General features: G+C 69.8%; 14 protein-coding genes. 2 read left to right on the top strand and 12 right to left on the bottom strand.

From position 1 onward, the window contains the following. Window positions 1–22: 22 nt before the first annotated feature. From IEZ11_RS10245 to IEZ11_RS10235, 3 genes are read right to left on the bottom strand one after another with little or no spacing between them, the layout of a single operon-like run. Window positions 23–1,066 carry an ABC transporter substrate-binding protein gene (locus tag IEZ11_RS10245; RefSeq protein ID WP_189262353.1) on the bottom strand — a complete coding sequence of 348 codons (1,044 nt, stop codon included), beginning with the start codon at window positions 1,064–1,066 and terminating at the stop codon, window positions 23–25. Between the two features lie 59 nt (window positions 1,067–1,125). Further along, window positions 1,126–1,992 (bottom strand): ABC transporter permease, encoded by an 867-nt coding sequence (locus tag IEZ11_RS10240; RefSeq protein WP_189262352.1) that lies wholly within the window; start codon window positions 1,990–1,992, stop codon window positions 1,126–1,128. After that, on the bottom strand, window positions 1,982–2,797 hold the full coding sequence (locus IEZ11_RS10235; RefSeq protein WP_189262351.1) for an ABC transporter ATP-binding protein: 816 nt from the start codon (window positions 2,795–2,797) through the stop codon (window positions 1,982–1,984). The genes IEZ11_RS10240 and IEZ11_RS10235 overlap by 11 nt, the downstream gene beginning before the upstream one ends. Window positions 2,798–2,955: 158 nt before the next feature. Between IEZ11_RS10235 and IEZ11_RS10230 the strand changes: the two genes are divergently transcribed. Next, window positions 2,956–3,648: a response regulator gene (locus IEZ11_RS10230; protein ID WP_189262350.1), complete on the top strand. Its 693-nt coding sequence runs from the start codon at window positions 2,956–2,958 to the stop codon at window positions 3,646–3,648. A 3-nt stretch (window positions 3,649–3,651) separates the two neighbouring features. Here IEZ11_RS10230 and IEZ11_RS10225 read toward each other — a convergent pair whose 3' ends face one another. From IEZ11_RS10225 to IEZ11_RS10200, 6 genes are all read right to left on the bottom strand, one after another. Further along, on the bottom strand, window positions 3,652–5,244 hold the full coding sequence (locus tag IEZ11_RS10225; RefSeq protein WP_189262349.1) for a monocarboxylic acid transporter: 1,593 nt from the start codon (window positions 5,242–5,244) through the stop codon (window positions 3,652–3,654). After that, a complete protein-coding gene (locus tag IEZ11_RS10220; RefSeq protein ID WP_189262348.1) occupies window positions 5,241–5,804 on the bottom strand; it encodes a DUF485 domain-containing protein in 564 nt (187 codons plus the stop codon). The genes IEZ11_RS10225 and IEZ11_RS10220 overlap by 4 nt, the downstream gene beginning before the upstream one ends. Before the next feature lie 68 nt (window positions 5,805–5,872). Continuing rightward, window positions 5,873–6,550: a response regulator gene (locus tag IEZ11_RS10215; RefSeq protein WP_189262347.1), complete on the bottom strand. Its 678-nt coding sequence runs from the start codon at window positions 6,548–6,550 to the stop codon at window positions 5,873–5,875. Then, a complete protein-coding gene (locus IEZ11_RS10210) occupies window positions 6,547–7,698 on the bottom strand; it encodes a sensor histidine kinase (protein ID WP_189262346.1) in 1,152 nt (383 codons plus the stop codon). Before IEZ11_RS10210 ends, IEZ11_RS10215 begins: the two co-directional genes overlap by 4 nt. Next, window positions 7,695–8,228 (bottom strand): CcdC protein domain-containing protein, encoded by a 534-nt coding sequence (locus tag IEZ11_RS10205; protein WP_189262345.1) that lies wholly within the window; start codon window positions 8,226–8,228, stop codon window positions 7,695–7,697. Before IEZ11_RS10205 ends, IEZ11_RS10210 begins: the two co-directional genes overlap by 4 nt. A 521-nt stretch (window positions 8,229–8,749) precedes the next feature. Further along, complete coding sequence (locus IEZ11_RS10200) at window positions 8,750–10,873, bottom strand: DNA gyrase/topoisomerase IV subunit B (protein ID WP_189262344.1); 2,124 nt, start codon at window positions 10,871–10,873, stop codon at window positions 8,750–8,752. A 440-nt stretch (window positions 10,874–11,313) separates the two neighbouring features. Between IEZ11_RS10200 and IEZ11_RS10195 the strand changes: the two genes are divergently transcribed. After that, window positions 11,314–11,544, top strand: a complete 231-nt coding sequence (locus IEZ11_RS10195) for a DUF7455 domain-containing protein (protein WP_089104328.1) — start codon at window positions 11,314–11,316, stop codon at window positions 11,542–11,544. 100 nt (window positions 11,545–11,644) lie between these two features. On the opposite strand, the gene IEZ11_RS10190 is transcribed toward IEZ11_RS10195, so the two are convergent. From IEZ11_RS10190 to IEZ11_RS10180, 3 genes are all read right to left on the bottom strand, one after another. Further along, complete coding sequence (locus IEZ11_RS10190) at window positions 11,645–12,511, bottom strand: serine protease (protein WP_189262343.1); 867 nt, start codon at window positions 12,509–12,511, stop codon at window positions 11,645–11,647. 122 nt (window positions 12,512–12,633) lie between these two features. Continuing rightward, entirely contained in the window at window positions 12,634–14,190 is a 1,557-nt protein-coding gene (locus tag IEZ11_RS10185) for an RNA polymerase sigma factor (protein ID WP_268239903.1), read from the bottom strand. 536 nt (window positions 14,191–14,726) lie between these two features. Continuing rightward, on the bottom strand, window positions 14,727–15,614 hold the full coding sequence (locus tag IEZ11_RS10180; RefSeq protein ID WP_189262341.1) for a FadR/GntR family transcriptional regulator: 888 nt from the start codon (window positions 15,612–15,614) through the stop codon (window positions 14,727–14,729). Window positions 15,615–15,764 lie beyond the last annotated feature (150 nt).

The following is a 15,764-nucleotide window of genomic DNA, read 5'->3' as shown; positions in this document are numbered from 1 at the left end:
CGTACTGCCTGGCCTACTTGGCCTACTTGGCCGCCTCGACGAACTCCGTGGTGTACGTCTTGCTGAGGTCGACATCGGCGTTCTGGATGTTCGTGTTGAACGCCTTGAGCACCTTCTCCACCGTCTCCGGGCCGTTCTCCGGCATCACACCGTCGTCGGTGAACATCGGCAGCGTGCTCTTGATGGACTGCGTGTAGAGAGCCTTGTCGCCCTGGGAGTAGTCGGCGGGCATCTTGGCCGCGATCTCGGCGGCGCTGTGCGTGGACATCCACTTGAGTGTCCTGACGAATGCATTGACCAACTTCTGGACGGTGTCCTTGTGACCATTGACCCAGTCCGTCTGCATGTACAGGCTCGACGACGGGTACGGCCCGCCGAGCGCCTTCTGGGAGCCCTCCGGCGTCCGCATGTCCACCAGGACCTTGCCCGCCTTCTTGTCCAGGATCGTCGCGACGGTCGGGTCGGTGGTCATGCCGCCGTCGATGGAACCCTGCTGGAGCGCCGAGATGAAGGTCGCGCCCGCGCCGACGGCGACCGGCGAGAACTCGTTGACCTTCACCCCGTTCTTGACGGCCAGGTACTTGGTGAGGAAGTCGGTGGACGAGCCGAGGCTGGTGATGCCCAGCTTCTTGCCCTTGAAGTCCTTGGGCGAGGTGATGTCGCCGGCCGCCTTGGTGGAGACGATCTCCACCTCGCCGGGCGCACGCGAGAACTGCACGACGGACTCCACGGCCTTGCCCTTGGTCTGGAGGTCCAGCGTGTGGTCGTAGAAGCCGACCGTCCCCTGGACCTGCCCCGCGACGAGCGCCGTCTCGGCCTGGACGCCGGCCGGCTCGGTCAGCAGCTCCACGTTGAGGCCCTCGGCGTCGAAGTAGCCGAGCCGCTGGGTGAGCATCGCGGGCAGGTAGATGACCTTGTCGAGGCCACCGACCATGATCTTGACCTTCGTGCCCTTGCCGGAGCCGGTGGAGGTCGTGCTCGCGGCGTCGTTGGCACAGGCGGTGAGGGAGGAGACGGCGAGCAGGCCGGCGGCGGCCAGGGTGCTGTATCTGGCGGACTTGCGCATGCGGTTCACGTCCTTGTGAGAGGGCGGTGCGGGGAGGAGCAGGGGAAGCGGGACGGGGGTCAGCTGTCGGAGTCCGACGGCTTCCACCGGAAGATGCGGCGCTCGGCGAAGGTGAGCAGCCCCTCGGCGGCGAGCGCGACGACGGCGAGGATGACCATCGCGGCGTACACACCGGCCGCGTTGAAGGTGCCCTGCGACTGCGCGACGAGCAGGCCGATGCCCTTGGTGGCGCCGATGTACTCGCCGACGATGGCGCCGATGAGGGCGAAGCCGAAGCTCACGTGCAGGCTGGTGAAGATCCACGAGGTGGCGGACGGGATGACGACCTGGAGGGTCACCCTGCGGTCGCTCGCGCCGAGGATCCGGGCGTTGGCGACCAGGTTGCGGTCGACCTCACGGGCGCCCTGGAAGGCGTTGAAGAACACCGGGAAGAACACCAGCACGACGGCCGAGGCGACCTTGGAGGAGGCGCCGAGCCCGAACCAGATCACGAAGATCGGGGCGAGCACGATCCTGGGGATCGAGTTGAGCACTTTGATGTACGGGCCGAGGACGTCGGCGAGGAAGGCGATCCGCCCGAGGGCGATACCGAAGACCACACCGGCGATGACACCGATGACCCAGCCGAGCAGCGCCTCGTAGAGCGTGTACCAGATCTGCTCGCCCAGGGGGCCGAGCGCGGTGCCGTGGGTCACCCAGGTCCAGATCTGGTCCCAGATCTTCGACGGCATCGAGAAGTTGAACGGATCGATGACCTCGGCCCGGGACAGGGCCTCCCACAGGCCGAGGACGGCCACCAGGAGCAGGACGCGCACGGCGAACACGATCGCCTTGCGTCTGCGGGCGGCCTGGGCCCGCGACCGCGCGCGGTCCGGACCGGCCTTGACCGTGTCGACGACCGGTGTGCTGAGCGTCTCAGGCGACATGGGAGGCACCCCTCTCACGGGTGATGCGGACCTCTTCGCCGAGGGACTCCCAGATCTCGCGGTAGATCTCGATGAACCGCGGCTCCAGACGCACCGACTCGACCTTGCGGGGACGGGGCAGGTCGATCTCGAAGACCTGCTTCACGGTCGCGGGCCCGGCGGTCATGACGACGACCTTGTCGGCCAGAGCGATGGACTCCTCCAGGTCGTGGGTGACGAAGACGACCGAGGCGCCCGTGCCCTCCCACAGTTCGAGGAGTTCGTCCGACATCAGGGCCCGGGTCTGCACGTCGAGCGCGGAGAACGGCTCGTCCATCAGCAGGATCTCGGGGTCGTTGACGAAGGTCGCGGCGAGCGCCACGCGCTTGCGCTGACCGCCGGAGAGCTGATGCGGATAACGGTCCTCGAAGGCGGCGAGACCGACCTTGGCCAGCCAGTCACGGGCCTTCTCCTTGGCCTCCGCCTTGGGCACACCCCGGAAGCGGGGGCCGGCCATCACGTTGGACAGCACCGTCCGCCAGGGGAAGGTGGCGTCCTGCTGGAAGACGAAACCGACCTTGTCGCCGACGCCGGTGACCGGCTCACCGGCCACCAGCACCTCGCCCTCACTGGGCTCCTCCAGCCCGCTGACCAGGGTCAGCGTGGTGGACTTGCCACAACCCGTCGGCCCTACGACGGCCACGAACTCACCACGCCCCACGGTGAGGTCGAGGTCGCGGACAGCCGTGTGCAGACCCCCCGACGGGGTCTTGAAGATCTTGCTCGCGCCCCGCAGCTCGATGGCGGGGCTGATGTCTGCGCTCATGGGCCGGGACGGTAGGTGTGACCCGGGCCACGGCAGCAGTCTTCTGGGCGCAAGCCGTTCTTTTGCTCGCAAGCATCTGTTGTGCTCTTTTTGCTCGCGCTACAACTGCGCAGACGAAACACGGGCTTAACGCTCGCCGGCCTTGAAGGAGAGGCCTGATGATTGACGTCCTGGTGGTCGATGACGACTTCCGCGTCGCCGAGATAAACGCCAAGTACGTGGGGAAGGTTCCCGGCTTCCGGGTGGCCGCCCGCGCGCACAGCGCCGCCCAGGCCCTGGCAGCCGTGAACCGCGGCACCATCGACCTGGTCCTGCTGGACCACTACCTGCCGGACCGGACCGGCCTCGAACTCGTCCACCAGATGCGGGAGCAGGGCCACGGCACCGACGTCATCATGATCACGGCGGCCAGCGACGTGACGACCGTCCAGAAGGCGATGCGCCTGGGCGCCCTGCACTACCTGGTCAAACCGTTCACCTTCGCCGCCCTGCGCACCCGCCTGGACTCCTACGCGGCCCTGCGCCGCACCGTCGACCGGGTCGGCGGCCGGGGCCTGACGGGTCAGGAGCAGGTCGACCGGATCTTCGGCGCCCTGCGCACCTCACCCGCGCCGTCCGCGCCCGGCCTGCCCAGCGGACAGTCCGAGCCCACGACGGACCTCATCTGCGGCGTCCTGCACCGCGCCGACCACCCGCTCTCCGCCCACGAGGTCGCCGCCGAGACCGGCCTGAGCCGCTCCACGGCCCAGCGCTACCTCCGTCACCTGGAACAGGCCGGCCGTCTCAGCCTCTCCCTGAAGTACGGCGACACGGGCCGCCCGGAACACCGCTACGCCTGGGTCGCGCCGTAGCCGCTAGACCGCCCCCGCCCCCGTCAGCGACCGCACCTCGGTCTCCGCGTGCCTGGCCTCGTCCGGGACCTCGTCCGAGGTGACCGTGCCGAGCCAGCCGGCCAGGAAGCCCAGCGGGACGGAGACGATCCCGGGGTTCTGCAACGGGAAGTACTGGAAGTCCACCCCCGGGAACAGCGCACCCGGGCTCCCGGACACCACCGGGGACAGCACGACCAGCGCCAGCGCCGGCACCAGCCCGCCGTATACGGCCCACACCGCGCCGCGTGTCGTGAAGTTCCGCCAGAACAGGGAGTACAGCAGCACCGGCAGGTTCGCCGAGGCCGCCACCGCGAAGGCCAGCCCCACCAGGAAGGCGACGTTCATGTCCCGGGCCAGCAGGCCCAGGGCGATCGCCACGACACCGATGCCGACCGCCGCCGTGCGCGCCACCCCGACCTCACTGCGATGCCTGGCGTGCGACCTGCGCAGCGAGGCGTACAGGTCGTGGGCGACGGACGCCGAGGAGGCGAGGGTGATCCCGGCGACCACGGCGAGGATCGTCGCGAAGGCGACGGCGGCGACGACCGCGAACAGCACCGTGCCACCCGTGGAGCCCGAGCCACCGCCCAGGTCCAGCGCCAGCAGCGGCATCGCGGTGTTCCCCGCCTCGTTCGACGCACGCACCGCGTCCGGTCCGACCACGGCCGCCGCCCCGAAGCCGAGCACGATCGTCATCAGGTAGAAGCTCCCGATCAGCCCGATCGCCCAGACCACCGAACGCCGTGCCGCCCGCGCGGTCGGCACCGTGTAGAAGCGGGACAGGATGTGCGGCAGACCTGCCGTGCCCAGTACCAGCGCCAGTCCCAGGCTGATGAAGTCCAGCCGCTCGCTCCAGCTCCCGCCGTACTTGAGCCCCGGCGCCAGGAACGCCCTCCCGTGCCCGCTGCGCTCGGCGGCGGTGAGCAGCAACCGGTCGACGTCGCCGTGGAAGCGCAGCAGCACCAGCACGGTCAGCACCACCGTCCCGCCCATCAGCAGGACCGCCTTCACGATCTGGATCCAGGTGGTGGCCCGCATCCCGCCCAGCGACACATAGATCACCATCAGCGCGCCGACCCCGATGACCGTCCACGCCTGTGCCGCCTCGCTGGTCCGCCCGAGCAGCAGCGCGACCAAGCTGCCCGCCCCCACCATTTGCGCCACCAAATAGAGAACGGACACGGTGACCGAGGACGCACCCACCGCGATCCGCACCGGCCGCTCGCTCATCCGCGCCGCGATCACGTCGGCCAGCGTGAACCGACCGCAGTTGCGCACCAGTTCGGCCACCAGCAGCAGCACGACCAGCCACGCCACCAGGAAGCCGACCGCGTACAGCAGCCCGTCGTAGCCGAACAGCGCGATGAGACCGGCCACCCCGAGGAAGGAGGCCGCCGACATGTAGTCGCCCGCGATGGCAAAGCCGTTCTCCATCGGAGAGAAGAGCCGCCCGCCCGCGTAGAACTCCTCCGCCGAACCGTGCCGCTTCCGGCTCACCCACGTCGTGATCCCCAGCGTCACGGCGACGAACGCGCTGAACAACAGCAGCGCCAGGGTCTGGTGATGGACCGTCATGACACACCACCCCGGGCACCCCGGGTCAGCTCCTGGGTGTCCCAGCGCAGCTCCAGCGCGGCACGGTCCCTGCGCAAGCGCGCGTGCCGGGCGTAGGCCCAGGTGAGCACGAACGTGCTGAGGAACTGCCCGAGCCCCGCGACCATCCCCACGTTCACCGCTCCGACGACGGGGCGCGCCATCAGTCCCGGCGCCGACGTGGCGGTCACCACATATCCCACGTACCAGGCGAGGAAGACGGTGATCCCCGGCACCACGAACCTCCGGTAACGGCTGCGCACCTCCTGGAAGGCCGCACTGCGCTGCACCTCCAGATACACGTCACGGGCGCGAACCTCCGCCCTGTCACCCTCCGCCTCCGCTCGCGCGCCGGGTACGGCGGGAGCAGGCCGCCCGGCGCCGTCCGACTCGCCCCAACCAGAGGCCAGTGCGTCGTACCAGGGGTCCTCGTACCTGACTTCACGGGAGGCCGTGCCGTACTCGCCCTGGTCCTCGTGCTGCCCGGCCGAACTCTCGGAGCCGCCCCCGCCGTCGCGGTGACGCCCGTTGCTTGACTGCATGCCCAAGGATGGACAGATCGGGAAGATCCCCGACACTCTTCCCCCAGCTCTTCACCCCATTAGGTGACTCAATTCGCTGGTGGCCTCACCAGCCCCTTCCCGTACGCGTAACGCACCGCCTGGGCACGGTCCTTGAGCCCCGTCTTCGCGAACAGGTTGTTGATGTGTGTCTTCACGGTCGCGGTGGAGACGTGCAGCTTCCGGGCGATCTCCTGGTTGGTGAGCCCCTCCGCGATCAGCACCAGAACCTCGGTCTCCCGTGCGGTCAGCCCGTCCGGCGTCTCCGTGGCCACCGGCACCGGTTCGGGCTGCGACAGCTTCTCCAGCAGCCGCCGTTGGATGCTCGGCGACAGTCCCGCGTCCCCCGAGAGCACGCTCTCCACGGCCCGCACGATCTCGTCGCCGCCCGCGTCCTTGGTCAGATACCCACGGGCACCGGCTCTCAGCGCCGGGAACAGCGACTCGTCGTCCGCGAACGTGGTCAGCACCACGACCTGGGTCCCTGGGTACTGCGACCGGATCCGCCGGGTCGCCTCCACCCCGTCGCAGCGCGGCATTCTCAGATCCATCAGCACCACGTCCGGCGAGAGTTCCGCGACCAGCCGCACCGCCTCCTCCCCGTCGCGCGCCGCTCCGACCACCTCCACGCCGGGCAGCAGCCCGAGAAGCATCACGATGCCTTCCCTGACCACGGTCTGGTCGTCGACGACCACGACCCGCGCGGGCTTCTTCTCCCCCTCCGTCATGCGGGCACCCTCAACCTCACCTCGAAACCCTCGTCGTCACGCCCTGCCTCCAGCGACCCGCCCAGCAGTTCGGCCCGCTCACGCATACCCAGCAGACCGTACCCGCCGCCGGATCCGGTGAGTTCGCCCGGACGACCTCCCGAGTCACGCACGTTCAGCGTCACTTCGTGCTCGCTGTAGTCCAGCCGCACCTGGACCTTGGCGCCGTGGGCGTGCTTGCGGACGTTCGTCAACGCCTCCTGGGCGACGCGTCGTACGGTCTGCGACGCCTCGGCGGGCAGGGCCCTGCGTTCACCCGTGACGGTCACGTCGGCGCCGTCGGTCGAGCCGACGAGCTCGGTCAGGAAGTCCTCCAGCGGGGTGAGCTCGCCGCGCAGGGCGGACAGGGCCTGACGGGTCTCGGCGAGTCCGTCGCGGGCCATTCCCCGGGCGGCCACCACCCGTTCGAGGATCTGCTCCCGGTCGGCTCCGCGCTCGATCAGCAGCCGTGCGGCCTCCAGGTGCACCATCTGGGCGGAGAGGCTGTGGGCCAGCACGTCGTGGATCTCCCGGGCGATCCTGGCGCGCTCCCCCAGCGCCGCCGACTCGGCCTCGGCCGCTCTCGCGGCGCGCTCCTGGGCCAGCAGGAGCTGTGCATGGCCTCGGGCCTCGGCGTCGAGCCTCATGACGTAGCCGGCGAGTGCCATGCCGACGACCGTGGCCGCGGTGGTCAGCCACACGTCGTTGTTGAACGCCGAGTACGAGGCCAGGGCCACGGACGTGACGGGCAGCGCGACCGCGATCGGCAGCCGCTCCAGGGCCGAGATCCCGCAGCCGCACCAGATCACGAGAGCCTGTCCGCGGAAGCCTGCGATCTCCGCCGCCACCGCGACGGCCAGGAGGACGGAGATGAGGACGAGCGAGGGCAGCAGCCGGTGGGCGTACGTGGCCCGGTAGAAGCCCCAGGCGGTCGCCGCGGTCACCAGGACGGCCGCCACCGCCGCGGCCATGCCCCAGCCGTGCACGTGCGACTGGTTGAAGGCGCTCCACAGCAGCAGGGCGAGGACGAGCAGTCGCACGCCCCAGGCCAGGGAGCGCCGTGGCCGGGAGACTCCCGCACGGCTCAGCGCTTCTCGCGAGGGCCAGCGCGTCCAGGCGTTCTCCGTCACACGCCCTCCCTCCGGGCGACCCGAGCCATGCCGTCACCGTACGCCCGGGTGGGGCCGCCGACAGGCGGGGCGGAGGGGAGGGTCTGAACACGCCAGACGAGGATGCCGGCGCGGACGAGCAGGGTGACCGCCAGTCCGAGCATGAGGGCCGCGCTGTCCTGGTGGACGCCGACGCCGGCTCCGAGGGCGTAGAGACCGACCCGCACGGCGATACCGGCGAACCAGACGGCCGCGCTGGCCTTGGTGCTCTTGGACCACACGACACCGTCGGCCTCCGTCCACACCCGGGTGGTCCAGGCCCACGCTGCGCCCGTCACCATTCCCACCACCATCTCGGTGGCGAGCAGGACGGCGGACGCGGTGCGGTGGTGGGCGTCGAGTATGCCGTGCTCGCGCACCGCGACGACCGCCAGGATCACGGGCAGCAGCCACCAGCGCCGGCCTGTGTCGATCGGGCGGGCGCGGAACTGCCGCACGATCACCACGACGACGACGGCCACGACCAGCAACGCGTTGACGAGCCCGGACATCAGAGCCTCCGTGAGCGGGAAGGGCGGTGCCGGGAGCGGGAGCTGCCGACGCCTTCGACGCTACGGAAATGCACAGGTCAGCAGATCGGAGCGGGGGTGGATCACGGGTGGATTCCGACGAGCGGGATCTCTCCACCCCCGGGTGGAGAACCACAGGCGGCGCCGCACGGGCGTCGGCCCGGCACCTCGGGCGGGCCGGCCGCCGGACCGGCGCGAAGACCGACGGGGCGCGGCAGGGCCGCCGGGGAATCCCGCAGAGCGGCCGACCGGCATCGCGCAGAAAGGCGGGCAGACGACGCGCGGCTCGCGAGCGGGCGGCCGGGCGGCACACACCGCGAAACGCTCGGCTGACGCCTCGCGGAGCGGCCGGCAGACGGCCCGTGGAGACGCCGGTCGGCGTTCGGCCGGGCAGCCTGCGGGCTTCCTGGCCGGATGAGGCCGACCAGACAGCGCGCACCTCGCCGCTGTCCGGCCCGCCACGACCCGCCGGCCGTCTCGTCGGCCGCGGCCCAGCGCAGCGGCTACGCGTCGATCCGTGACCGGTCCAGCGTCGCCGCCGAGCTGGAGATGAACTCCTTGCGCGGGGCCACGTCGTTGCCCATCAGCAGGTCGAAGACCTGTTCGGCCGCATCGAGGTCGGAGAGGTTGATGCGGCGCAGGGTGCGGTGGCGCGGGTCCATCGTCGTCTCGGCCAGCTGGTCGGCGTCCATTTCACCGAGACCCTTGTAGCGCTGGATGGAGTCCTTGTACCGGATGCCCTTGCTCTGGAACTCCATGAGCTTGTCCCGCAGCTCGCGGTCCGAGTACGTGTACACGTACTTGTCCTGCCCCTTCTTGGGCTGGACGATCTCGATCCGGTGCAGCGGCGGCACCGCGGCGAAGACCCGGCCGGCCTCGACCATGGGCCGCATGTAGCGCTGGAACAGCGTCAGCAGCAGGCAGCGGATGTGGGAGCCGTCGACGTCGGCGTCGGTCATCATGATGATCTTGCCGTAGCGGGCCGCGTCGATGTCGAAGGTGCGGCCCGAACCCGCCCCTATGACCTGGATGATCGCCCCGCACTCGGCGTTCTTCAGCATGTCGGTCACCGAGGACCGCTGGACGTTGAGGATCTTGCCGCGGATCGGCAGCAGAGCCTGGAACTCGGAGTTCCGGGCGAGCTTCGCCGTACCGAGCGCGGAGTCACCCTCGACGATGAACAGCTCGCTGCGCTCGACGTCGTCGCTGCGGCAGTCGGCGAGCTTGGCGGGCAGCGACGAGGACTCCAGGGCCGTCTTGCGGCGCTGCGCGTCCTTGTGCTGGCGGGCCGCGATGCGGGTCCGCGCGGCAGCGACCACCTTCTCCATGACCACGCGGGCCTGGGCGGCGGCGTCGCGCTTGGTCGAGGTGAGGAAGGCCTTCAGTTCCCTGGAGATCACGCTGTTCACGATCCGGCGGGCCGCCGAGGTGCCGAGGACCTCCTTGGTCTGCCCCTCGAACTGCGGCTCCGCGAGCCGGACCGTGACGACGGCGGTGAGGCCCTCCAGGGCGTCGTCCTTGACGATGTCGTCCTCGGCGACGCGCAGCAGCTTCTTGGCGCGCAGTGCCTCGTTGAGGGTCTCGCGGATGGCCTGCTCGAAGCCCGCCACGTGGGTGCCGCCCTTGGGCGTGGCGATGATGTTGACGAACGACCGGACGTTCTGGTCGTAACCGGTGCCCCAGCGCAGCGCCACGTCGACGCCGAGTTCGCGGGTGACCTCGGTGGGGGTCATCTGGCCGTGTTCGTCCAGGACCGGGACGGTCTCCTTGAAGGTGCCCTGCCCGGAGAAACGGAGGACGTCGCAGACCGGCCTGTCGGTGGCCAGGTACTCGCAGAACTCGCTGATGCCACCGTCGAAGCGGAACGACTCCTCGCCCTTGCTGCCGCCCTCGCCGAGGCCGTACTCGTCACGGACGACGATGGTCAGGCCGGGCACCAGGAACGCCGTCTGGCGGGCACGCTGGTGGAGCGTGTCCAGGGAGAGCTTGGCGTCCTTGAGGAAGATCTGGCGGTCGGCCCAGTAGCGCACGCGTGTGCCGCTGCGGGTCTTGGGCACCCTCTTGGTCTTGCGCAGCCCGCTCCCGGCCTCGAACGTGCCGTCCGGACCGACACCCGTGAAGGCCCCCGGCACGCCGCGGCGGAAGCTGATGGCGTGCACGCTGCCCCCGCGGTCGACCTCGACGTCGAGACGCGCGGAGAGCGCGTTCACCACGGAGGCGCCGACGCCGTGCAGACCGCCGGAGGCCGCGTAGGAGCCGCCGCCGAACTTGCCGCCGGCGTGCAGCTTGGTCATGACGACCTCGACGCCGGACAGGCCGGTCTTGGGCTCGACGTCCACGGGGATGCCGCGGCCGTTGTCCCGGACCTCGACGGAGCCGTCGTCGTGGAGGATGACGTCGATGTGGTCGCAGTAGCCGCCGAGAGCCTCGTCGACGGCGTTGTCGATGATCTCCCACAGGCAGTGCATCAGGCCCCGGCTGTCGGTCGAGCCGATGTACATGCCGGGACGCTTGCGCACGGCTTCGAGGCCCTCAAGGACGAGCAGGTGCCGCGCGGTGTAGTTGGAGCCGTCCCGGTCTGCTCCTGCCAGCAGCGCAGTGGACGGCACGGACGTATCGGCGGTCACGCGGTTCGCTCCTCGCTGAATTTCAATGGAGCCCCTTTGGGGTAAGGGGCCGGCTTCGGTCGCCGCTCAGAGGGTACCGAGGCCTGGTAGAGCCGTTGCAACGCCACCCTCGTCGTGAACTCACCCTAGTCCAAGGTCGTATGCGTGTTCGATCCCTCGATGGAGTGAAGTACATATCACGTTCCCTTCGAGGCATGAACCATTTAGGCTCCGGGCACGTCCTCACAAACAACCGGCAACCCAGCCGGGAGGATGAGACCGATGAACCGCGCGAACCCGTAAGCACTCAAGAAACGCAATACGGCACATTCGCCGCCAACCGGCAGCAGACGGCCACCTCGAAAGATTTTTTTCGAGGAGAAGCCCCGAGCGGGAACGTTTTCGGGCTGGTTGGATGTTGACCCTGGTACGACAGCTCGTCGAGCTAGAGAAGAGGCGACGTGACTACTGTTCTGACCCCCGCGAGCCACCTGACGGCCGCCGATCGCTGCGACCGCTGCGGCGCCCAGGCATACCTGCGCGTCGTGCTGCTCAGCGGCGGAGAACTGCTCTTCTGCGCCCACCACGGTCGCAAGTTCGAGCCGGAACTCAAGAAGATCGCCGCTGAGATACAGGACGAGACGGAGCGGCTGACCACCGTTCCGGCCATCGCCTCGGAAGATGAGCGCTGACCTCTCGCATCCACGACGAGCCAGCTCCGGCACAGGCCGGTGAAGGGCGGCCGCTCCCTCCGGGGGAGCGGCCGCCCTCGTCATAGCTCCGCAGAGGCCGTCAGGCGGGCGTGTGAGGCCTGCGTGAGCCGCTGAGGGCACCGCCGGGGCCCAGCGCCCGTACGACCTCCGAGACGCGCGTGTAGACGCCGGGATTCCCCGGGCGTCCGCAGCCGCTGCCCCACGACACGAGCCCGATCAGCTTCCCGTCGGCGACCAGCGGTCCTCCGCTGTCGCCCTGGCAGGCGTCCGGGCCGCCCCGGGTCTCGCCCGCGCACACCATGGAGTCGGCCCGGTAGGTGCCGTCGGCACCGCCGGGATAGGCCCGCTCGCACGTCGCGTCGGGCAGCACATGGAGCCGCGCCGCGTACAGCCGGCGCGAGTAGTCGCCGCCGCCCGTGACGTCACCCCATCCCGAGACCAGGGCACCGGTGCCGGGCGCGTAGGCGGTGTCCCCCCGGCGGGCCATCGCGATGACCGCGTCGCCCGGCAGGGGCTCGGCAAGGGTGAGGACGGCGAAGTCACCGGTATTGGCGTCCGGGTCGTAGCCCGGGTTGACGCGGACGACGGTGACGGGGATCTCCTGGCCCTGCGTCGCCAGCAGATCCGTGCGGCCCGCGATGACCTTGAGGTCGCGGATCCGGTCGGACGACCCGCCGATGACCTCGTCGGCCAGGCAGTGGGCCGCGGTCAACACGGTGGTCCGGCCGATGGCCACGCCCCCGCAGAACTGTCCGGCCCGCGTACCCCCGAACCGGTCACGGCTGGACAGCGCGACCGTCCACGGGGCCTGGGAGACGTCGACGGGGAAGCCGCCTACCACGACACTGTCGGCGGTGGCGGGAGGCGTGGTGGCCAGCGGTATGGCCGTGGCGACAGCCGCCAGGATCAGCGGCCGGATCAGGGCCGGGGCAACAGAACGGCGCATGCACGCTCCTCACTCTGGGTGGTACCGGGACACCCAGAGTCATCCACCGCACCGCGACCCGCAGCACGAAGGCCCGGCCCCCACGGTGGGAGGACGGGCCTTCGACGTCGTGCGACCGCGACCTAGTCGAGGTAGTCGCGCAGCACCTGCGAACGCGACGGGTGGCGCAGCTTCGACATGGTCTTGGACTCGATCTGGCGGATGCGCTCACGCGTGACGCCGTAGACCTTGCCGATCTCGTCGAGGGTCTTCGGCTGACCGTCGGTGAGACCGAACCGCATGGACACGACGCCGGCCTCGCGCTCGGACAGGGTGTCCAGCACCGAGTGCAGCTGCTCCTGGAGGAGCGTGAAGCTGACGGCGTCGGCGGGGACGACGGCCTCGGAGTCCTCGATGAGGTCACCGAACTCGCTGTCGCCGTCCTCACCCAGGGGAGTGTGCAGGGAGATGGGCTCACGGCCGTACTTCTGGACCTCGATGACCTTCTCCGGGGTCATGTCGAGTTCCTTGGCCAGCTCCTCCGGGGTGGGCTCGCGGCCCAGGTCCTGGAGCATCTGACGCTGCACGCGCGCGAGCTTGTTGATGACCTCGACCATGTGCACCGGGATACGGATGGTGCGGGCCTGGTCAGCCATGGCGCGGGTGATCGCCTGGCGGATCCACCAGGTGGCGTACGTGGAGAACTTGTAGCCCTTGGTGTAGTCGAACTTCTCGACCGCGCGGATCAGACCGAGGTTGCCCTCCTGGATGAGGTCCAGGAAGAGCATGCCGCGGCCGGTGTAGCGCTTGGCCAGGGAGACCACCAGACGGAGGTTGGCCTCCAGGAGGTGGTTCTTGGCGCGGCGGCCGTCCTCGGCGATGATCTCCAGCTCGCGCTTCAGCTTGGGGGCGAGCTTGTCGGCGTTGGCCAGCTTGTCCTCGGCGAACAGACCGGCCTCGATGCGCTTGGCGAGCTCGACCTCCTGCTCGGCGTTGAGCAGCGGGACCTTGCCGATCTGCTTGAGGTAGTCCTTGACCGGGTCGGCGGTGGCACCGGCCGCGGCGACCTGCTGCGCCGGCGCGTCGTCCTCGTCCTCGTCGGACAGGACGAAGCCCGCGCTCTCGGCGCCCTCGGGCTCCTCGGTGCCGGCCTTGGCCTCCTCGAGCACCTCGTCCTCGAGGATCTCGGCATCGTCCTTCTTGGCGGCGGTCTTCTTGGCCACCGTCTTCTTGGCGGCGGCGGTCGCGGTCTTCTTCGCGACCGTCTTCTTGGCGGCGGGGGCGGCCTTCTTGGCGACGGCCTTCTTCATGGGCGCCGCCTCGTCGGCCGGGTCGTCGCCGACGCCGGCGGGAACCATGGCCGGGGCGGCCGTGGCGGTGGCCTTCCTGGTGGTCACCGTCTTCGCCGCGACCGTCTTGGTGGCGGTGCGCTTGGCCGGACTCTTCGCTGCGACGCTCTTACGGGTGCGCTTGGGCTCCGCGGCACTGACCATCAGCGTCACACCCTCTTCCTCAAGGATCTGGTTGAGGCTGCGCAGTACGTTCTTCCACTGAGTGGCCGGAATCTGGTCAGCTTCGAAGGCCCGACGCACATCGTCGCCGGCGATCTGCCCCTCAGCCTTTCCCCGCTCAATGAGAGCCATGACAGAGACGGACTCGGCGATCTCCGGCGGGAGCGTACGGGATGTGCTGGCCGACACGAACAACCTCTCGGAACGTTGGAAAACGGCTTCCGGCCCCGTCCGGGACGGACTGGAGCCGACCGTCGGCTTGGGGATGGGCCGACGGCGCGGGCGGGGGCCGGGAAGATACACAGCGCCATGAATGGCGTCCGTATTCCCTCCGCGGCTGTCACCTCTTAGGTCATCGCGTTGTTCGCAAGAGCGTTACGCCCAATCTACGTGGCCCGAGTCACACCCCGTAAGCGCTCAAAAATGGTTAGAAGCGGGCAGAAGTTGTCGTTGATGATCTCTCCGGACCGTTCGGACCACCGCAGAGCCTGCCACACGACCACCGCGGAACCGGTCGTACGACCGTCGCGGAACCTGCCGCACGACCGGATCACCGCGAGCCGCGCCGACCCCACCGCGACACCGGGCCCACCACCGCACCGCCGGGCCCCGCCGGAGCCCCGAGGGCTTCGGCGGGGCCCGGCGGTGGCCGACGGGGGCGGATTCCCGGACCGACGGCGCCCCGCGCACGCGGCACTGACCGAGCGCACCGTTCTCGCCCCGGGTCAGTGCTCGCGCGGGGCGGGCACCACGCGCTCCACCTCGGGGTGGACGGTCAGCAGCTGCCGCATCGCCGACTCGGCCGCGGTGGCGTCGCCGGTGCCGACCGCGTCGACGATCCGCGCGTGCTGGGCCAGGGACGTCTCGTTGGGCCGCTCGCAGCCGGCGACCGGGCCGCCGGACACCTGGAGGGCCGCCGACACGATCCCGGAGAGGTGCTCCAGCATGCGGTTGCCCGCGACCTGGATGAGCAGCGAGTGGAACTCGGCGTCGGCGCGCGAGAAGGTCAGCGCGTCGCCCTGGGCCATGGCGTGACTCATGATCTCGACCATGTCGCACAGGCGCTGCTGAACGTCCTCGCGCCCGTGCCCGGCGGCGAGGCGGGCGGCGAGCGGCTCGATCGTCCAGCGCAGCTCGCTGAGCTCACGGCGCTGGTCGTCGCGCTGCGGCCCGAAGGCCCGCCACTCGATGATGTCCGGGTCGAGGAGGTTCCAGTCACTGACGGGACGCACGCGCGTGCCGACGTTCGGGCGGGCGCTGACCAGGCCCTTGGCCTCCAGGACCCGGAGGGACTCGCGCACGACGGTGCGGGAGACCTCGAAACGCTGGCCGATCTCCTCGGGGACCAGGGGGCGGTCCGCGCCCAGGTCACCGGAGACGATCATCTGACCGAGCTGTTGGACGAGTTGACCGTGCAGTCCGCGGCCGCGGCTGCCCGCGGCGCGTCGGCCCACACGGCCGAGTTCCGGATCCGCGCCCTCCCAGGAGGGCGTGCCGACGCGATCGGTGGCCGGGACCTCCGCATAGGGGTAGCGGTCGAGTTCGCCCGGGCCGACCAGACCAGAGTCTGCGGAGCGGGCGGCGGTCATCATGGTGTGCGCAAGGGTACTCACGGATCCTTTGTCGGCGCTGCCTTCAACTCCCTTGAGGTCTTTGGTGAAAAGCACACGAAAGGGTGATCGCTCACCCCGTCGCAATTGACGCCTTATCGGAAAGAAATGGGCTTTCTGCGGGGAGTTGTGCGCACGGCGGGATCGCAAGCG

It is taken from the genome of Streptomyces fuscichromogenes, assembly GCF_014645815.1.
Lineage (GTDB): Bacteria > Actinomycetota > Actinomycetes > Streptomycetales > Streptomycetaceae > Streptomyces > Streptomyces fuscichromogenes.
Note: the sequence above shows the minus strand (reverse complement) of the source record. Positions and strands in the feature narration are given on the sequence as shown.